This window comes from Pseudomonas sp. Pseusp16 (assembly GCF_047324915.1).
Classification (GTDB): Bacteria; Pseudomonadota; Gammaproteobacteria; order Pseudomonadales; family Pseudomonadaceae; genus Aquipseudomonas; species Aquipseudomonas fluorescens_CD.
Map to the genome: position 1 here is coordinate 3,979,137 of NZ_CP168522.1, position 19,058 is coordinate 3,998,194.

At 61.8% G+C, this 19,058-nt stretch carries 14 protein-coding genes; 8 read left to right on the top strand and 6 right to left on the bottom strand.

Annotated features, from left to right (window positions below; genetic code table 11):
• Positions 1-182: 182 nt before the first annotated feature.
• The 6 genes from ACEN8Q_RS18135 to ACEN8Q_RS18160 all read right to left on the bottom strand — a co-directional run bounded on the left by ACEN8Q_RS18135 (position 183) and on the right by ACEN8Q_RS18160 (position 4,190).
• Entirely contained in the window at positions 183-731 is a 549-nt protein-coding gene (locus ACEN8Q_RS18135; RefSeq protein ID WP_413423665.1) for a sugar ABC transporter ATPase, read from the bottom strand.
• Between the two features lie 181 nt (positions 732-912).
• A complete protein-coding gene (purT, locus tag ACEN8Q_RS18140; RefSeq protein WP_413423667.1) occupies positions 913-2,094 on the bottom strand; it encodes a formate-dependent phosphoribosylglycinamide formyltransferase in 1,182 nt (393 codons plus the stop codon).
• Positions 2,095-2,180: 86 nt separating this feature from the next.
• On the bottom strand, positions 2,181-2,648 hold the full coding sequence (locus tag ACEN8Q_RS18145) for a preQ0 transporter (protein WP_413423669.1): 468 nt from the start codon (positions 2,646-2,648) through the stop codon (positions 2,181-2,183).
• Between the two features lie 133 nt (positions 2,649-2,781).
• Positions 2,782-2,997: a DUF1289 domain-containing protein gene (locus ACEN8Q_RS18150; protein WP_413423671.1), complete on the bottom strand. Its 216-nt coding sequence runs from the start codon at positions 2,995-2,997 to the stop codon at positions 2,782-2,784.
• Positions 2,994-3,518, bottom strand: a complete 525-nt coding sequence (locus tag ACEN8Q_RS18155) for a gamma carbonic anhydrase family protein (protein WP_413423673.1) — start codon at positions 3,516-3,518, stop codon at positions 2,994-2,996. Before ACEN8Q_RS18155 ends, ACEN8Q_RS18150 begins: the two co-directional genes overlap by 4 nt.
• Before the next feature lie 72 nt (positions 3,519-3,590).
• Positions 3,591-4,190, bottom strand: a complete 600-nt coding sequence (locus ACEN8Q_RS18160) for a CoA pyrophosphatase (protein WP_413423675.1) — start codon at positions 4,188-4,190, stop codon at positions 3,591-3,593.
• A gap of 147 nt (positions 4,191-4,337) precedes the next feature.
• Here ACEN8Q_RS18160 and ACEN8Q_RS18165 point away from each other — a divergent pair, with 147 nt between their 5' ends.
• The 8 genes from ACEN8Q_RS18165 to ACEN8Q_RS18200 all read left to right on the top strand — a co-directional run bounded on the left by ACEN8Q_RS18165 (position 4,338) and on the right by ACEN8Q_RS18200 (position 19,036).
• On the top strand, positions 4,338-4,889 hold the full coding sequence (locus ACEN8Q_RS18165) for an NUDIX hydrolase (protein ID WP_008016748.1): 552 nt from the start codon (positions 4,338-4,340) through the stop codon (positions 4,887-4,889).
• Positions 4,890-4,996: 107 nt separating this feature from the next.
• On the top strand, positions 4,997-5,500 hold the full coding sequence (locus ACEN8Q_RS18170; protein WP_413423677.1) for a L,D-transpeptidase family protein: 504 nt from the start codon (positions 4,997-4,999) through the stop codon (positions 5,498-5,500).
• A gap of 294 nt (positions 5,501-5,794) precedes the next feature.
• A complete protein-coding gene (locus ACEN8Q_RS18175) occupies positions 5,795-6,526 on the top strand; it encodes a GntR family transcriptional regulator (protein ID WP_413423679.1) in 732 nt (243 codons plus the stop codon).
• Positions 6,527-6,556: 30 nt separating this feature from the next.
• Positions 6,557-7,663 (top strand): N-acetylglucosamine-6-phosphate deacetylase, encoded by a 1,107-nt coding sequence (gene nagA, locus ACEN8Q_RS18180; RefSeq protein WP_413423681.1) that lies wholly within the window; start codon positions 6,557-6,559, stop codon positions 7,661-7,663.
• A complete protein-coding gene (locus tag ACEN8Q_RS18185; protein WP_413423683.1) occupies positions 7,644-8,666 on the top strand; it encodes an SIS domain-containing protein in 1,023 nt (340 codons plus the stop codon). The genes nagA and ACEN8Q_RS18185 overlap by 20 nt, the downstream gene beginning before the upstream one ends.
• Positions 8,667-8,818: 152 nt before the next feature.
• On the top strand, positions 8,819-11,335 hold the full coding sequence (gene ptsP / locus ACEN8Q_RS18190; RefSeq protein WP_413703516.1) for a phosphoenolpyruvate--protein phosphotransferase: 2,517 nt from the start codon (positions 8,819-8,821) through the stop codon (positions 11,333-11,335).
• 40 nt (positions 11,336-11,375) lie between these two features.
• Positions 11,376-13,091, top strand: a complete 1,716-nt coding sequence (nagE, locus tag ACEN8Q_RS18195) for an N-acetylglucosamine-specific PTS transporter subunit IIBC (protein WP_413703517.1) — start codon at positions 11,376-11,378, stop codon at positions 13,089-13,091.
• A gap of 188 nt (positions 13,092-13,279) precedes the next feature.
• Positions 13,280-19,036 (top strand): toxin, encoded by a 5,757-nt coding sequence (locus tag ACEN8Q_RS18200; protein ID WP_413703518.1) that lies wholly within the window; start codon positions 13,280-13,282, stop codon positions 19,034-19,036.
• Positions 19,037-19,058: the final 22 nt, after the last annotated feature.

Consider the following 19,058-nt stretch of genomic DNA (forward strand, 5'->3'; position numbering starts at 1 on the left):
GGTTCAATGTAAAACTCTGTCTATTATTGGCATTACTGATATACGGGGATTCCATCCGCTGTATTGCTGCTTTTTTGTAGGAGCGAGCCTGCTCGCGATGAGCTTGAAGGCGACGTTTGTTTTCAGACAGCACGCGTCATCGTTCACGACCATCGCGAGCGAGCTCGCTCCTACAACGGTCATCAGAGTTCGACTTTCACCCAACTGACCGGCTGATCGAGCCAATCGGCGAATTCATCGAGAAAGCTCTGCTTGAACCCGGCTTCGGCCCAGTTGTTGAAGATGAAACCGAGGTTGGAAAAGCCGCATTCCTGCAGGAACAGGAAGCCGTTGATGTCGTCTTCATGCCCGCATTCCGGACAGGTGAAGTTATCGGTACGCCCCGGCATCCAGTCTTCCAGGCTTTCGAACAGGGCTTCACCCACTTCCTTGCGGCACTCGGCGCAACCCGCTTCGCCAAGAAAACCCTTGGCCGGCGTATAGATGCAGCGCTTGGTGACGATCTCCAGACCATTGACCGGCTCGCCGAATGGCAGCGCGTCCGGGTGCAGCACCACCTCACGGGCACCCTCGGCGATGGCGTGGCCCATGCGATTGCCGGTGCGGCCGCACGTGGTCAGCTCTTCCTGGACGATGTTCTTGCGCACCAGCCAGCGCACGATCGCCCGAGCTCGGGGCTCGTGCACCGGCAGTGTGGAGATTTTCGGGACGATGATGCTTTGCGAATTCATGGGGTACAGGCCTGAAGCATTGATAAATGACCTGTAGGAGCGAGCTTGATCGCGATGGTCGTTAACGATAACGCGTACTTTCTGATTGAACGCGTCACCCTCTAGTCCATCGCGAGCAAGCTCGCTCCTACAAGGATCAGTAGGCGAGCCTTTAGAAGGTATAGGCCCGCCGCAGCTGTTTTTACAGCTCGACAACAACCGCCTGCGATGCACGGGTCGCCTTGGCGCGGGCGGCTTCGATCGACTCGTCGCGAGCCAGGGCAACGCCCATGCGGCGCTGGCCGTTGACTTCAGGCTTGCCGAACAGGCGCAGCGCGGTATCCGGCTCGCTCAAGGCTGCGCCCAGATTGGCGAATGCGGTCTGGGTCGACTGCCCTTCCACCAGGATCACCGCCGAGGCCGATGGCCCGAACTGACGGATCAACGGGATCGGCAGGCCGAGAATGGCCCGTGCATGCAGGGCGAACTGCGACAGGTCCTGGGAGATCAGGGTCACCAGGCCGGTGTCGTGCGGGCGCGGCGAAACTTCGCTGAACCACACCTGATCACCCTTGATGAACAATTCGACCCCGAACAGACCACGGCCACCCAGGGCTTCGGTCACGGCTTTGGCAACGCGTTCGGATTCAGCCAAGGCAATCGGGCTCATGGCTTGCGGCTGCCAGGATTCCTGATAGTCGCCCTTCTCCTGACGGTGGCCAACCGGCGCGCAGAAGGTGGTACCGCCGACGTGGCGTACGGTCAGCAAGGTGATTTCGTAGTCGAAGTCGATGAAGCCCTCGATGATCACCCGACCTTTACCGGCACGGCCACCTTCCTGGGCGTAGTCCCAGGCTTTGCGCACGTCATCGACGCTGCGCAGCAGGCTCTGGCCCTTGCCCGAGGAACTCATGACCGGCTTGACCACACACGGGAAACCGAGGTCTTCGACGGCCTTGCTGTAGTCCTCGAAGGTGTCGGCGAAGTGGTACGGCGAGGTTGGCAGGTCCAGCTCTTCAGCGGCCAGGCGGCGGATGCCTTCGCGGTTCATGGTCAATTGCGCGGCGCGGGCGGTCGGGATCACGTTGAAACCTTCGGCCTCCAGCTCCACCAGGGTCGCGGTGGCGATGGCTTCGATTTCCGGCACGATGAAGTGCGGTTTCTCGGCTTCGATCACGGCACGCAAGGCAGCGCCGTCGAGCATGTTGATCACGTGGCTGCGGTGCGCCACCTGCATGGCCGGCGCGTTGGCGTAGCGATCCACGGCAATCACTTCAACGCCCAGACGTTGCAGCTCGATCACCACTTCCTTGCCCAACTCGCCACAGCCACACATCAATACGCGGGTCGCGGTAGGCGACAATGGAGTTCCGATACGGGTCATCTGAAGGTCCTCAAGAAGCGGATCATCGAGGATACGGCGCACCAGGCGCGATCCATGGGGAGAAAGCGCGGCATTTTACATGAACTTCAGCCGACGACAGCCTGTTTGCGCAGGCGCCAGGCCATGATCAGCCACACGGCGGTGACCCCGGCGAATTTCGAGCCCAGGGCAGTGAGGATCACCCCCGGCGTCAGGGCGTCGATCATGCCGAAAAAGATAAAGGTATCGAGGGGAATGCTCAGGGCCGAACTTATCCACAGCCGATCATGCAGCGGGCGCCTGGTGATGCTGAACACCAGCCAGTCGATGCACTCGGAAACCGCGAACGCCGTGGCGCTGGCCAGGGCGATGGACGGATCGGAGGTGACATAGGACAACACCAGCGCCACCAGCATCGCCACGAGGGCGCCATGGCCGAATCGGGCTTGCACCATGTCGCGCAACACGAACACCAGCCCGCCCCAGGCCGACCAGATGATGTCCAGGTGCGGGGCGGTGGAAAAGGCGTAGTTGATCAGCACGACGCTGCCGATGTAGGCGATGAGGAAGAACATGGGCGGGGAAGTACCTGTGAATTTGCCGCACAGGATACTGTAGGAGCGAGCTTGCTCGCGATGGTCGTGAACGATAACGCGGCGAATCTGACACCCCGCGGTGTTCCTCAGTCCATCGCGAGCGAGCTCGCTCCTACAACCGCGGTTTTGCCCCGATCATCCAGACCAACCCACTGGCCTTCGCCCGCTCATGACACAACCCCAGCACCTGGCGCCGCTCTTCGTTGGTCATGCGGCTCCAGCGGGTGATCTCCTCCACCGTGCGTTGGCAACCGGTGCAGACATCATCGTCATCCAGCGCGCAAATGTTCACGCAGGGCGATGGCACCGGGCGTTCGGGTGTGCTCATTCTTCCTGCTCGGCCAGATCGCGGGCATAACGCTGCGAGTTGTGCACGTAGTGAGCAGCGCTGGCCTCCAGCATCCGGATTTGCGGCTCGGTCAGTTCGCGCACCACTTTGCCGGGTGAGCCCATGACCAGCGATCCATCCGGAATTTCCTTGCCCTCGCCGATCAGCGAGTTGGCGCCGATGATGCAGTTCTTGCCGATCCTTGCACCGTTGAGGATCACCGCGTTGATGCCGATCAGACTGTTGTCGCCGACAGTGCAGCCGTGGAGCATGGCGTTGTGGCCGATGGTCACGCCGGTGCCAATGGTCAGCGGATAGCCCATGTCGGTGTGCATCACGGTGCCGTCCTGGACGTTGCTGTTCCTGCCGATCAGGATCAACTCGTTATCGCCACGCAGCACGGCGTTGAACCAGACGTTGGCGCCCTCTTCCAGCTTGACCTTGCCCACCAGCACGGCATTAGGGGCGACCCAGCTCTGTGGATGGGTTTCGACGCGGGCGTCGCCCAGACGATATTTCATTGTTGTTTTCCTCAAGGCTCAGGCAGGCTTTTTTTCAGCAAAATCAGGATTCAGGCCATGCGAATGATGGCTTCAGATATTGATAAAGCTTTTGGGAGGCTGATGCAGGCTGATTTTGGCGTCATACAGCAGGTTGATCAACTCGACGATCATGATCGCCGTCAGCCCCCAGATTTTGTACTCGCCATAGCGATAGCTCGGCACGTACCAGCTGCGGCCCTGATAGTCGATGCGATGGGTATGTTCGCGGGGGTCTTTGCGGAAGAATTCCAGCGGTACGCTGAACACCGCGGCGATCTCGGCATCGTTGGCCCGGTATTCGACAAAATCCGGGATGACCCCGACATAGGGTGTGACCATGATGCCATGCAGGCTGATCAGCGGGCTGAGCGGGCCGATCACCTCGACCAGCCCCGGCGGCAGGCCGATCTCTTCTTCGGCTTCACGCAGGGCGGTGAAAATCAGGTCGGGGTCTTCGGGGTCACGACGCCCACCGGGGAAGGCGACTTCGCCGCCATGGGTCGACAGGCCGCTGGCACGCAGGGTCAACACCAGCTCAGGCTCGTCACTGCGTGTGATGGGCACCAGCACCGCGGCCTCGGGAAAACGACGGTCGGTCTCCAATGTGCGCGGAGTGTGGTTACTAACCCGATGCAGTAGCTCGTCCAGCATGAGTGTTCTCGATCTGTGCCTTACCCGGCATCATGCACCAATCGCTGCGGTCGCCCAACCCCCGCAACAGCCCCATGTCGCGAAACGACAACTTGCCGACAGACACTGCCGCACGCCAAGATAGGCGCAGCATTCAGGAACCCCAGCATGAAATTTTGCAGCCAGTGCGGTAACCCGGTGACCCAGCGCATTCCCGAAGGCGATTCGCGCCTGCGTTTTGTCTGCGACAGCTGTCAGGCCATCCACTACCAGAACCCCAACATTGTCGCCGGCTGCGTGGCGACCTGGGGCACCAAGGTGCTGCTGTGCCGGCGGGCCATCGAGCCGCGACGCGGTTACTGGACCCTGCCCGCCGGCTTCATGGAGAACGGTGAGACCATCGAACAGGCCGCCATTCGCGAAACCGCCGAGGAAGCCTGCGCCCGGGTGCGCAACCTGAGCATCTATACGCTGATCGACGTGCCACATATCAGCCAGGTGCATGTGTTCTTCCGTGCCGAGCTGGCGGACCTGGATTTTTCCGCCGGCCCCGAGAGCCTGGAAGTGCAACTATTCGACGAAGCGGACATTCCTTGGGATGAGCTGGCTTTCCGCACGGTAGGTCGTACCTTAGAATGCTTCTTCGCTGACCGGCGGACCGAGGTCTATCCCGTACGGTCTGAATCGATCCCGCCGCTTGCTCAGCCTGCCATTATTTGATGCCATATTGGTATCATTCGTAGCCGCTGAAAAATCGCAGCCTGCGGCAGCTCCTACAAAAACATCTATAAATGAATAGTCGCGACACCTCCTGGGGAATCGTTTCAATGCGCTGGTTGCTTGCCCTGTTCTGTTTGTCGTTCGTCGCGGTGTCCCAGGCTTCTGCCGTGGAAACCCTGGACGGCAAGGTCATCGAGAAAATCCTGATTCTCAAGTCTTCCCATCAATTGCAATTGATCAATGACGGCAAGCCGCTCAAGACCTATCGCATTTCCCTGGGCAAACGGCCCAAGGGGCCAAAGCTGATGGAGGGCGACAAACGCACCCCGGAAGGCTTCTACTGGGTTGACTGGCGCAAGGTCAGCGACCGCTTCAACCTGGCGATGCACATTTCCTACCCGAACATCAGCGACTCTGCCCGCGCCCGTCGTGAAGGCGTCGAGCCCGGCGGCATGATCATGATCCACGGCACCCCGGACACCGAGGACACCCCGGAAGACCTGTTCCACACCCTGGACTGGACCGACGGCTGCATCGCCATGCGCAACATGGACATGCGCGAAGTCTGGAACCTGGTGCCGGACGGCACGATGATCGAGATCCGCCCGTAACTCCCCCGACCATTGGTCGCCCTCGAAAAATAAATTCAAAAAATCGCAGCCTGCGGCAGCGCCTACAGTAGTGATACCACTCTGACCTGTAGACGCTGCCGAAGGCTGCGATCTTTGCTGCTGCATCCCCCTGCACTAATACCACTTAGAACCACCCTCTGAAAAACCGGCCAAAACGGCAGGATTTCCCACGCCAAAGGCCCGGTGGCGGCGTTGACATGGTATGCAAGTGGTATTAGTTTCGCCTCACTACCGGGCGACAACCATCCTGCAACCGCATCGGACAATGCCTACATGAATGACCTCCGCGCCCTGCGCCCCGACGACACCCAACCCACGCCGTTGTACCTGCAACTGGCACGCAATCTGGAAGCGGCGATCCATGCCGGCCAGTGGAAGGCCGAACAGGCCATGCCGTCGGAGCGCAATCTGAGCGAGACGCTGGGCATCTCCCGGGTCACCGCCCGCAAGGCGCTGGAAGTGTTGTTCGAACAAGGCCTGATCCGCCGTAACCAGGGCTCCGGTACCTTCATCACGCCACGCCTCGAACAACCGTTGTCGCGCCTTTCCGGTTTCAGTGAAATGCTCCGCCTCAAGGGTTTTGTACCCGGCTCGCAATGGCTGGAGCGGGAAATTACCCTGCCGACCCACGAAGAGCTGATCCGCCTCGGCCTGTCGCCCAATGACAAGGTCGCGCGGCTCAAACGCCTGCGCAAGGCCGACGACACCGTGATGGCCATCGAGATGAGCACCCTGCCCGCCTCGATCATTGCCAACCCGCAATCGGTCGGCGACTCCCTCTACGAATTCCTCGACGGCATTGGCAAACCGGTTGTCCGCGCCCTGCAGCATATCCAGGCGATCAACGCCTCGGACGAGTTCGCAGCTTTGGTCGGCATCGCCCCCGGCACTGCGATGCTGCTGATGACCCGGGTCGGCTACCTGGAAGACAACACGCCAATCGAAGTCACCGACACCTATTGCCGCAACGACTACTACGACTTTGTGGCAGAGCTTCGCAGGTAAGTAGCCGCGCAGTTAAAACCGAGACCGATCATGTCCGAAGACAACATCCTCACCGCTCACGGCTGGGTTCGCGGCCGACTGGTCCACGCACACGGCAAAGTCGTGTCGATCGAAGGCCAGCCCTGCGATCCGGCAGACAACGACCTGCCATACCTGCTCCCGGGTTTCATCGACCTGCACGTTCACGGCGGCGGCGGCAAAGACATCATGGAAGGCGCGCCGGCCTTCGAAACGATCACCCGAACCCACCTGCGCTTCGGCACCACGTCGCTGCTGGCCACCACCATGACCGCGCCGAGCGACGAGATATCCAGCGTGCTCAAGGCCGTCGGCGAATTCTGCGAGCAGCGGCCCCAAGGCTGCGCCCGGGTGCTCGGCGTGCACCTCGAAGGCCCGTACATCAACCCCGGCAAGCTCGGCGCACAACCCAACTTCGCCCACACGGCGCTGATGGCCGAAGTCGAAGCCTACCTGGCGCTCGCACCGATCCGGGTGATCACCATCGCGCCGGAAATCGCCGGTCACGATGCCTTGATCCGTGACCTCAGCAGCCGTGGCGTCCGCATGCAGATTGGCCACACCCTGGGCAGCTATGAGGAAGGCGTGGCTGCGCTGGAGGCCGGCGCCAGCAGTTTCACCCACCTCTACAACGCCATGAGCCCGCTGCATCACCGTGAGCCGGGGATCGTCGGCGCCGCTTTGGCCCACGCCCAATACGCCGAACTGATTCCGGACTTGCTGCACGTGCACCCCGGCGCCATCCGCGTGGCCCTGCGCTCGATTCCATGCCTGTACTGCGTCACCGACTCGACCGCGGCCGCCGGCATGCCCGATGGCGAATACAAACTCGGGAGCCACACCGTGACCAAATGCCTGGGCGGCGTGCGCCTGCCCGACGGCACCCTGGCCGGCAGCACGCTGACCATGGATCAGGCCCTGCGCAACCTGGTGAAGATCGGCCTGCCCATCGCCGAAGCCTCGCAGCGCCTGTCGCAATTCCCCGCCGACTACCTCGGCATCACCGAACGCGGGCGCCTGCAACCGGGGGCCTGGGCCGACTGCGTGCGGCTGGATCGCTCATTGAAACTGACCGCCGTCATGGTCGAAGGAGAAGACATTGACTTCAAAAATGCTTGAAGAGGCGCTGTCCTCGTTCGAGGCAGTGCAAGTCCAGTTGCAACAACTCGACCCACAGATGATCGAAATCGCCGGACGCCTGCGCCGCCAGCCGCCGCAAGTGGTCATGACTGTGGCCCGTGGCAGTTCCGACCATGCCGCCAGTTACTTCGCCTACCTGACCATGCAACTGCTGGGCATCCCGGTGGCCTCGCTGCCGATGTCGGTGGTGACCATGCAACAGGCACCATTGAAGGTCAGCGGCCAGGTGGCATTCGCCTTTTCGCAATCGGGACAGAGCCCGGATCTGGTCAACAGCCTGCGCCTGTTGCGCAAGCGCGGAGCCTTGAGCATTTCGCTGGTCAATGCCGAAGACTCGCCACTGGAGGCCGCCTGCGAATTCAGCCTGCCGCTGTGTGCCGGCACCGAAAGCAGCGTTGCCGCGACCAAGAGCTTCATCGCCACCCTCAGCGCCAGCGCTCGCCTGATCGGCCACTGGAAAGAAGACGCCGAACTGCTCGAGGCAGTTTCTGCCTTGCCCGATGGCCTGCGCGACGCCGCGCAACAGGACTGGAGCCCGGCCATCGACGCCTTGCGCGATTGTCAGCGGCTGATGGTAATCGGCCGTGGCGCCGGTTTCGCCATCGCCCAGGAAGCGGCGCTCAAGTTCAAGGAAACCTCGGCGATCCAGGCCGAAGCCTTCAGCAGCGCCGAAGTCCGTCACGGCCCGATGGCGCTCATCGACGAAAACTACCCGTTGCTGATCTTCGCCCCACGCGGTGCAGAACAGGCCGGCTTGCTCAGCCTGGCCGCCGACATGCGCCAGCGCGGCGCCCGTGTCCTGCTGGCCGCACCGGATGACGTGCTCGAGCGCGACCTGACCCTGACCCTCGCCGAGCACCCGGCCCTCGATCCGATCCTGGCGATCCAGAGTTTCTACGTGATGGCCGCCGGTTTGGCGGTTGCACGCGGCATGGACCCGGACCAACCGCGGCACCTGAGCAAAGTCACTCGTACGCACTAACCACCCTTGTAGGAGCGAGCTCGCTCGCGATGGACTAAAGAACGCCGCGGTTATCCAGCAAACGCGCGTTTTCGTTGACGACCATCGCGAGCAAGCTCGCTCCTACAGGGGGGCCGCGTCGATCCCAATAGTTTTCCTGATGAGACCGAGCCATGCACAACAACAATAAAGAGCTGACCCTCAGCGCCCCGCTCAGCGGCCCGGTGCTCACGCTCGCCAAAGTCCCGGATGCGGTGTTTGCCAGCGGCGCCATGGGCGACGGGATCGCCATCGACCCGTTGAACGATACCCTGCACGCGCCCTGCGCGGGCGTGGTGGTGCATGTCGCGCGCACCGGTCATGCAGTGACCCTGCGCGCGGACAACGGCGCCGAACTGCTGCTGCACCTGGGCCTCGACACCGTCGAACTGCAAGGCCAGGGCTTTTCGATGCTGGTGCAGGAAGGTGCACGGGTTGCCAATGGCCAGCCCCTGCTGCGCTACGACCTGGACAAGGTCGCGCAGCAATGCAAAAGCCTGGTCAGCCTGCTGATCCTCACCAACAGCCAGGACTTTCAGGCACGACCCATCACCCTCAAGTCAGTGAAAGTCGGCGAGCCGTTGCTGCACATCATTCGCCGCCAGGGCGTGGGTGCGCAGGCGGACGTGGAGCTTGCCGGCGAAGAAGTGGTCGGCCACATCCGCATCGCCCATCGTGGCGGTCTGCATGCCCGGCCAGCCGCGTTGATCCGTCAGACCGCCCTGGGTTTCAAAAGCAAATCCCGGCTGCATTTCGCCGGTAAATCGGCGACCTGCGATAGCCTGATCGGACTGATGGGTTTGGCCGTCGGCGAGCAGGACGAAGTGCAGGTCAGCTGCCAGGGTCCGGATGCCGAAGCCGCACTGCAAGCCTTGCTGACTGCGCTGTCCACGGCACTGGCCGAAGAGCATCACGCCACCGCCCCGGCACCGATGATCCAGCGCAACCGAGTGGCCGAAGCCGGTGTGCTGCACGGTGTCTGCGCCGCTCCGGGGCTGGTCGGCGGGCCGCTGTTGCGCTTGAACGCGATCAGCCTGCCTGCGGATGCCGGGCACAATGATCCGCTGCTGCAACGGCAAGCCCTCGACACTGCGTTGACCCAGGTCCGCAGCGAAATCGCCGGCACCCTGGACCAGGCCAGAAAACACAGGAACACTGACGAAGAAGCCATCTTCGCCGCCCATCTCGCGCTGCTGGAAGACCCGGCATTGCTGGACGCGGCCCGCCGGTCCATCGACCTCGGCACCGCGGCGACCCACGCCTGGAGCCAGTCGATCGAGGTGCAGTGCGACGTGCTCCAGCAGTTGGGCAGCACGCTGCTGGCCGAACGCGCCAACGACCTGCGCGACCTCAAGCAACGGGTGCTGCGCGTCCTGCTCGGTGAAGCCTGGCATTACGATGTACCACCCGGTGCCATCGTCGCCGCCCACGAGTTGACCCCATCCGATCTGCTGCAACTGAGTCAGCAAGGTGTCGCCGGTTTGTGCATGGCCGAAGGCGGCGCGACGTCTCACGTGGCAATCCTTGCGCGGGGCAAAGGCTTGCCGTGCATGGTCGCACTGGGCTCGACGTTGCTCGATCAGCAACAGGGGCAACAGGTAGTGCTGGACGCCGACGGCGGTCGCCTCGAACTGACACCCAGCGCCAAGCGCCTGACGGACGTGCGCCAGAAGCAACAGCAACAGCAGCAACGCCGGGCCGAACAACAGCTCCAGGCGCATACACCTGCGCTGACCACCGACGGCCTACGCATCGAAGTCGCCGCCAATGTGGCGTCCAGCACCGAAGCGGCAGACGCATTGGCCAATGGCGCCGACGGCGTCGGCTTGCTGCGCACCGAATTTCTCTTCGTCGACCGCCACACCGCCCCGGACGAACAGGAACAACACCACGCCTATCAGGCCGTGCTCGATGCCATGGGCGACAAGTCGGTGATCATCCGCACCATCGACGTCGGTGGCGACAAGCAACTCGATTACCTGCCACTGCCCGCCGAGGCCAATCCGGTGCTCGGCCTGCGCGGCATTCGCCTGGCCCAGGCCCGCCCGGAATTGCTCGACCAGCAACTGCGCGCCCTGCTGCACGTCACGCCGTTGTCCCGTTGCCGGATCCTGTTGCCGATGGTGACCGAGGTCGAAGAGCTGCTGCATATCCGCCAGCGCCTCGACGCCTTGTGCACCGAACTGGGCCTGAGTGAGCGCCCGGAGCTGGGGGTGATGATCGAAGTTCCGGCCGCCGCTCTGCTGGCTGAACAGTTGGCGGAGCACGCGGACTTCCTGTCCATCGGCACCAACGACCTGTCGCAATACACCCTGGCCATGGACCGCGACCACGCCGGTCTCGCCTCCCGGGTCGATGCCCTGCACCCGGCGCTGCTGCGCTTGATCGCCCAGACCTGTGCAGGTGCCGCACAGCACAAACGCTGGGTCGGGGTTTGTGGGGCGCTGGCCTCCGATCCGCTAGCCACACCAGTGCTGATCGGGCTGGGCGTGAGCGAACTGTCGGTGAGCCCGGTGCAGATCGGTGAAATCAAGGATCGTGTACGCCATCTCGATGCCAGCCAATGCCGGCGCATCAGCCTGGACCTGCTCAAGCTGAGCAGCGCCGGTGCGGTGCGTCACGCCTGCCACCAGCACTGGCCTTTGAGCTGAGCTCTTAACAGAAGAACAAGAACATCCAGGGAGTACCGCCATGTATCAATACTTTATCGAAGGACTGCAGCGCCTCGGCCGCGCGCTGATGCTGCCAATCGCGATCCTGCCGATTGCCGGCCTGCTGCTGCGCCTGGGCGACACGGACCTTTTGAACATCGCGATCATCCACGACGCCGGCCAGGTGATCTTTGCCAACCTGGCCATGATCTTCGCCATCGGCATCGCGGTCGGTTTCGCCAAGGACAACAACGGCACGGCCGGTTTGGCCGGGGCCATCGGTTATCTGGTGATGGTGTCCACGCTCAAGGTGTTGGATGCGAGCATCAACATGGGCATGCTCGCCGGGATCATCAGCGGCTTGATGGCCGGTGCGCTGTATAACCGTTTCAAGGACATCAAGCTGCCGGAGTACCTGGCGTTCTTCGGCGGCCGGCGCTTCGTGCCGATCGCGACCGGTTTCAGCGCGGTCGGTCTGGGCGTGGTGTTCGGTCTGATCTGGCCGCCGGTCCAGCACGGCATCAACAGCTTCGGCGCGCTGCTGCTGGAGAGCGGCAGCATCGGTGCATTCATTTTCGGTGTGCTCAACCGCCTGCTGATCGTCACCGGCCTGCACCACATCATCAACAACATGGCCTGGTTCGTGTTCGGCAATTTCACCGACCCGACCACAGGAGCCTTGGTGACCGGCGACATATCGCGCTACTTTGCCGGCGACCCGAAAGGCGGCCAGTTCATGACCGGCATGTTCCCGGTGATGCTCTTCGGCCTGCCCGCCGCCTGCCTGGCGATGTACCGCAACGCCCTGCCGGAACGGCGCAAAATCATGGGCGGGATATTCCTGTCGATGGCCCTGACCTCGTTCCTGACCGGCGTTACCGAGCCCATCGAATTCGCCTTCATGTTCCTCGCGCCGCTGCTGTTCTTGCTGCATGCGCTGCTGACCGGCCTGTCCATGGCTGTCACCAACCTGTTGAACATCCACCTGGGCTTTACCTTTTCCGGCGGCTTCATCGACATGATCCTCGGCTGGGGCAAATCCACCAATGGCTGGCGCGTGGTCCCGGTCGGCCTGGTCTATGCGCTGATCTATTACCTGGTGTTCGACTTCTGCATCCGTCGTTTCAATCTCAAGACGCCGGGACGCGAAGACGCTGCTGTCACTGAAAAAGCCGCAGTGGCGGACAGCGACCGTGCCGGGGCCTACATCAAGGCATTGGGCGGCACCGAAAACCTGATCACCGTCGGCGCCTGCACCACTCGGTTGCGCCTGGACATGGTGGATCGCAACAAGGCGTCGGACGCGGACTTGAAAGCACTGGGTGCCATGGCGGTGGTGCGTCCGGGCAAGGGCGGGAGCTTGCAAGTGGTGGTCGGGCCGATGGCCGACGCGATTGCCGATGAAATTCGCCTGGCGATGCCGGCATTGGGTCGCGCCATCGTGTCGACGCCGGCAGCAGAAACAGACGCGCCGCCACCTGCCGCCGTGGCGACACCCGAGGCGCAGCAATGGCTCAATGCGCTGGGTGGTGGCGACAATGTGCTGCAACTCGATTGCATCGCCATGACCCGCCTGCGCCTGCAACTGGCCGATGGCAAGGCGTTGTCGGAATGTGATTTGAAAGCACTGGGTTGCCAGGGTGTCAGTCAGCTGGACGGCGGCGTATGGCATCTGTTGATTGGCGACAAGGCACCGACCTTGAGTGATGCGCTGGAAGCGTTGGTCAATCGCAGTGAGGTCAGTGCCAAGGTTTGATGCTTTGGTGACTGAAAGTCCGCCATCGTCGGATCGCCGCCCGGAGCCGGACGGCGACCCGACGATGAGACTCTCCCGGCCACCGAAGGCTCCAGCCCCCGCCAAATCGTGGCATACATATATACCGCCACCGCCTCCCTTTCCCTCTCCATGCTGCCGGCTCTTTCTACCGACTGGAGACCGTGCCCATGAGCATACCCACCGCCCCACCGTCCTTTGAAGAAATCAAAGGCTATCTCAACCAAATCGGCCATCACCTGCTCAACGCCCAGACCCCACTGCTGCCCGACCATAAGCCCACAGCCGAACTACGCTACCTGGAACGCCTGGACGGCATCCTCAAGCGCTACCGGGAACAGTTCCTGAGCAAGGCCAGAACCCACTATCAGGCATTGGCCAACAGCGACCTGAAAACCCCGGAAGGCCAGACTCTGCTCACCACCCTCAAGAGCACCTTGAACACGCATCTGATGGACATGGACCTGCGCGAGCAGATCGATGGCAGGCCACTCAAATCCTACATGACCTTCGAGGCCGGGTTCACGGCCCTGGAGCATGAGGCCAGGCTCGGCGTTCAGGACCGCCTGCTGCACCCACAAGAAGGCAAGATGCTCGAAAGCGTGGCGCTGCCCCCAAGCTTGCGTCCAGGCCTGTACGCCTTGCAGTTCAGTTACCAGGCGCAACAGGTCGAGCTGGCCGGTGCCTTTGTCGCCACAGAAAAAAACAGCGTTGTGGTCAACGACCTGATGAGCGCGCAGGACGTCGGCCAGATCTTGCTGTTCACACCTGCGCGAGGGATCGAGTCGTTCAACACCCTGGCCGAACTCGACACCCACTTGCGGCAAAACATGGAGCACGCCAGCGGGCGCAGTGAATTCATCGACAGGTTGCCCACGCGCTACCACGCCTTGAGCCCTGCCGGAATCTGGCCCCTGGAACTATCACCCATCGACGACCAGCCGTTGTTCGAACACACCGTCGGTGCACTGATCGCCAAGCGCACCCAGGATGTCGACCGGACCCTGAGCCTGGTGGACAACCCGCAGCACGACCCCGCCCAATTGATCGCGGCTCTCGACCGCGCCATCCGCAGCGCCCTGCCCGACCTCAGCGCCCGCCTGGAACTGCGCGCCCAACGCCTGCTCGAACGATTGCTGCGTTACAGCGCACCCGATTGGTATCGCAGCGCCAGCGAGGCACGCCGGGCCGCGCTGGCTGAACATCTGGGCAGCTACAACCAGGCACGCCAGCACCTGCTCGACCTGTTGGGCCCCGCCGCGACCCCCCAGGCCCTGGCCCGTCATCAATGGCTGGAGCGGTTGAGCGATGAGCTGGAGATTCACGACCTGAACCCGGAGCACCTGCAGGTCAAAACCCAACGGCTTGTGGCCAGCGTCGGCCACTATGAACACAATCGCAACCTGATCGACCTGGCCTTGCGGGGCCTGCATACCGGCGACGAACTGCCCGGCTCCGACTTTCTGACGAAGACCACTCTCACGTACAACGGGGGCCCCTTGCCCGATGCGTACCAGGATCTGACCCTGGCGTGGATCGTGGAACAGTTGATGACCTTGCATCCCCGGATCGACTTTGCCCAGGTGCAACGGGAACTGCACGCCCGGCCCGAGTTCAGCGGCGCCATCGAGCAGATGCTCGACCAGCGGATCAACGCCCTGGCCTACACCGCTTTCCTGCAAGGCCATATCCGTGAAGAGGACTACCAGGCGATCCAGCGCTTGCGTCAGGGTAGCGATGCGCAACTGAGCGCGGACACCCTGGGCGCCAGCACTCTATCGCTGCACGGCGCACAACTTCAGGACCTCTGGGTGATGCGCCAGACCGATGCCAACGGGATGGTCAACCGCGTACTGCTCTGCACCCCCGAGGCACCACAAGAGCACCAGTTCCAGGCATTCGACAGCGAGCTTGCGTGCCAGCAGCACATCCTCGGCTGGACCCTGGACAATGGCCTCAAGGCCCCGCCCGGCACCATGACCGATTACTTGATCCGCCAGGCACCACTGCGCCTTCGCAACTCGATGAAGCACCTCTTGAGCGGTCTGAGCCTGAAGTTTCACGACCAGGAATACAACGAGGTCACGTTCAACGCTGGCAGCTATCGCCAATGCCTGAAATCAATGGCTGAACACATACTCGCCATACGTTTCGATAACTACGAATTCAACACGCCGAATTGGTATCGCTCAGCCACCCTTGATGTCAGGCGAAGACTCTCGACCCTCGCCGAGGATGCAGAAGGCAGTTTGCAGACCTACAACGACCATCCACAGTCCGAGGCCCGCTTCCAGAGCTTCGATGCCTACCTGCATGAAAAGGCCAGGGAGCGCTTGAACCAGCTATTGGGTCGCCCTCAGAACGATGTTGACCCGGACACCGTATGGGCCTATTCACCCTCCTCGCTGATCGGTAGCCAGACACCGGCGCCCATGACATATACCAGGCTCTACCGTGATGGCTACGCCGATGGCGTCGGTTTTCTCGACGAAAAATTCTCCCGCGCGGCAAGGTACAGGGGCCCGCAAGGCGTTGACCTGAGCACCCTGAACGCCAATCCCGAAGCCGTCGCGCGCTCGGTCACCGGCGTCTGGATTGGCCAGCGCTACGTCGACAAGGTCAAGGCCGAGTTGCTGGACCCGGACAGCCCGGCGTTTACTTTCAGACGCAATGCGGTACTGGCCATTACTCAACGACAGATGCTCAGTGCCGCGTTGGAGTGTCGCCTGCAAGGACACATCGCCGGAGTTGACCTGCAATGGCTTGAGCGCAGCATCGCCAGCATGGGCGACACGTCGCAGGAGACTCGCGGCAACTACGCCATCCATCGTCTGCTGGTCGACGGCGAATGGGTCATCGACACCTACCTGTTCAGCCACGCTGACAATCCGGTGCTGCTCTATACGCCCCATTCCCCCGACGGCATCGCCTTTCGCGAGGCCAGGCAGTTCAATTACCTGCTGAAAAAACTCCCCGGCCTCATCGGCTATCTCACCCTGCGTGTCGATGTTCGATCCCGGGGCCGGGTCCAGGCATTTCTGGAAGCGGCCAAACAAGGGCTGCCCGACGACCTGGATAAAACCACCCCCAGCCCCCCACGTTACGACTCGACACGGGCACTGCCTCCAGTGCCCGACCTGCGTTATTTGCTGTACAACATGAAGCTGCAACGCAAGATCGACGAAGTGACCGCCACCACCACTAGCCGCACTCAGATGATCACCAGTATTCTCTGGACGTGCGTGGAGTTCGTGGCCACCATCGCCACTGCGCCTTTCCCGGTTCTGAGCCTGAGCGTTGGCCTGCTTCTGGCCTTCAAGGACGGCATGCTCGCCCTGCACGCGTACAACCAGGGCGACACCTCGGCCGCCCTTGAGCACTTCGTCGGGTATCTGCTCAACAGTGCCGGAGCCATCTTCACCGACCTGCGTCCGGCCCTGCGCTCGCTCAAACCCATCGGCAAATCCGCGCGCCTGGCAGTTGCCAGCACCGAGCAGTGCCGGGCGATGAAGCTGATCAGCCAGCTGGAGACAGCCCCCCCAGCACCTGCCAACATGCAGCCGGTGTTGTTCAACAGCGAGGTACTCTGGGCGCCGAAGACCCCGGATGTGATCGGTCGCTACTTGCTGTATCGCCTCGATCCGGCCAGCGCAAAGCTGGTCTCGACCACACGCCTGGCCGCACCGAACACCGAGGGCATCTGGACCCGCACCGGGGTTTCCGGTGGCGCGCCGAAATACGAAACAGTGCCTGAAACCCCCGGACCGTCAAAAGACTATGGGATGCCACGGAAGTACTGGAGCAACCTTGAGTCGGTCATGGACCCGCAGATGCGAGCGCTCATGATCAGCCAGGCAACCGATATTGACCAAGGTTTGGTCGGCGTTGTGCTAGGCAGTGCCGCCAATAAACTGCGTTCGTTACGTACGGTTTACCTGCAACAGGTCGAACGCCTGACCAAGGACGCGGACAACTTCTTCCTCTACCTCGACACGCTGCCCGCTCGCGCCAGCGTGCCTGCCGTAGATGCCAGCACCCCACTGGCCCGACTGGTCGCCAGCGATGCGTTTGCCGGCAACAAGAACCTGGTCATCGGTGCCGTGCCAGGCTCCATCGCCAGCAAGCAGGCACTGATTACCAACATGGATGCCCTGGTCGAACAAGGTTTCAAGCGCCTGTATGTGGAGTTCCTGCCAGGGGATGTTTTCAAGCTCAAGCTTGAAAAGTTCAACCAAGGGAAATCATGGCGGCACATCAAAGAACATTTGAAGGCCATAGACCGGTCCTTCGGCATTGCAAAAGACGCCGAGTACTCATACTTGGCCCTCGTACGCAAGGCCAGGGAAAAAGGCGTGCAAATCAGGGCACTGGACGCCTCGACCTCCTATCGGCTGGACGATGTCCTGCTCATGGGCGACAGCTCGCCGACCACGCCCCAGCCCAACAGCCTGAGAAACTACTACTCGCACAAAGTCATTGAAACCGACATGGCCGATGCACCGCACGAACGCTGGATCGCCCTGGTAGATCAATCGCGCATGACCACATACAACGGGACGCCTGGCCTGGCTGACCTGAACAATGCGGTTGCGCTGCGCATCGAAGACGTCGGCTTGAATCAATCGGTGGGCATCTGGTCAGACACCCCCGGCAAGATACCAGGTGATGCACTCGCCAAAGGCGACTACCACATAACCCTGCAAACACCGTACAAGATGCCCGAGCCTATCGCACCGACTGCCTCTACATCCCTCACCGGCACCGGACATTTCAACGACTTCGATATTGCACCGTCGCTCAGAGATGAAATCGCCCGCATGGCCGACCAGCCACGCAGCCTGGATTCTCGCTACGTGCCGTCACAGCCATCGCGATTGGAAGCGTTCTCTGAATTCATCAAGCTACGCCAAAACCTGAGTGCCAAGGCCGAGAGCTTCTTTGCCGACTATGTTCCACCTGCCAGGCCAACGTTGCCGACGATCGACGCCAGCACCACGCCCGAGTCGTTCCTGAAACAAATCAGCGAAAGCCGCTTGCCAGGGTTGATTATCGGCGAGGCCCACTCGGCAGAGTCGAGCAAGGCGTTTCTGATAAAGCAGATGAAGCAGCTGAAGCAGCAGGGCTACCAGACACTCTACGTCGAACACCTGCTCACCGACCTGCACCAGGCTGAACTGGAGGTATTCCATCAAACCCAAAGGATTCCCGGCAACCTCAAGGCCTACCTGAGAACCCAGGACCGGGGACATATGCCGTTCTACAAAGGCTCTGACAACTACTCGGAAGTCATCCAGGCCGCCAACAAACATGGCATCCGCATCAGGGCACTGGACTGTACCGCCAGCTATCACGTCAAGGGCTTGCCTGATCCGGAAAAAGCCCGCAACCAGATGTTCAGCTACTTCGCTTCCCGGGTCATCCAGGCCGACCAGGAGGCACACGGGCCCCATAAGTGGATTGCCTTCATCGGCAGCGCCCACACCAACAACTACCAAGGCGTATCGGGAATGGCCGAAATCCTGGGCACGGTCAGCCTGCACGTCAGGGATAGCGCGCCGTCACTGTCCAGAGGCATTCACCTCGGGTACTGGGAAACCGATCTCACGGGGCCTTACTGGAAGGCGATACGCAGTGACTTCAAACTGGAAGTCAGTAACGCCCGGCAACCAGTTCCAGCGCCCTTTTTACCTGTCGACAGGTCAAGACTGCGTCAGGCGGGACACTTCCTGATCGAACGCCCCTCGGCTGCCGAGACCAACCTGCTGCACCGCTCCCGCAGCGGTGAAATTGTTTCCACGCCGATTCAGGTGGACGATAACGGATTGTTCTTTATCGACCGCTGGGACATGTCGGCACGACGCTTCGAGTACCAGAACATCCTGATCGAAGTACTCAAGGCAGAGGTTCACCTGACGCCAGCGCCGTAATCGGCGTCAGTCACCTATTATC

Excerpts from the sequence above, each read along its gene's own strand:
- ACEN8Q_RS18175 (WP_413423679.1), top strand. The coding sequence starts at position 5,795 with ATGAATGACCTCCGCGCCCTGCGCCCCGACGACACCCAACCCACGCCG.
- ACEN8Q_RS18145 (WP_413423669.1), bottom strand. The coding sequence starts at position 2,648 with ATGTTCTTCCTCATCGCCTACATCGGCAGCGTCGTGCTGATCAACTAC.
- nagE (WP_413703517.1), top strand. The coding sequence starts at position 11,376 with ATGTATCAATACTTTATCGAAGGACTGCAGCGCCTCGGCCGCGCGCTG.
- ptsP (WP_413703516.1), top strand. The coding sequence starts at position 8,819 with ATGCACAACAACAATAAAGAGCTGACCCTCAGCGCCCCGCTCAGCGGC.
- ACEN8Q_RS18160 (WP_413423675.1), bottom strand. The coding sequence starts at position 4,190 with ATGCTGGACGAGCTACTGCATCGGGTTAGTAACCACACTCCGCGCACA.
- ACEN8Q_RS18165 (WP_008016748.1), top strand. The coding sequence starts at position 4,338 with ATGAAATTTTGCAGCCAGTGCGGTAACCCGGTGACCCAGCGCATTCCC.
- nagA (WP_413423681.1), top strand. The coding sequence starts at position 6,557 with ATGTCCGAAGACAACATCCTCACCGCTCACGGCTGGGTTCGCGGCCGA.
- ACEN8Q_RS18155 (WP_413423673.1), bottom strand. The coding sequence starts at position 3,518 with ATGAAATATCGTCTGGGCGACGCCCGCGTCGAAACCCATCCACAGAGC.
- ACEN8Q_RS18135 (WP_413423665.1), bottom strand. The coding sequence starts at position 731 with ATGAATTCGCAAAGCATCATCGTCCCGAAAATCTCCACACTGCCGGTG.
- ACEN8Q_RS18200 (WP_413703518.1), top strand. The coding sequence starts at position 13,280 with ATGAGCATACCCACCGCCCCACCGTCCTTTGAAGAAATCAAAGGCTAT.
- ACEN8Q_RS18150 (WP_413423671.1), bottom strand. The coding sequence starts at position 2,997 with ATGAGCACACCCGAACGCCCGGTGCCATCGCCCTGCGTGAACATTTGC.
- ACEN8Q_RS18170 (WP_413423677.1), top strand. The coding sequence starts at position 4,997 with ATGCGCTGGTTGCTTGCCCTGTTCTGTTTGTCGTTCGTCGCGGTGTCC.
- purT (WP_413423667.1), bottom strand. The coding sequence starts at position 2,094 with ATGACCCGTATCGGAACTCCATTGTCGCCTACCGCGACCCGCGTATTG.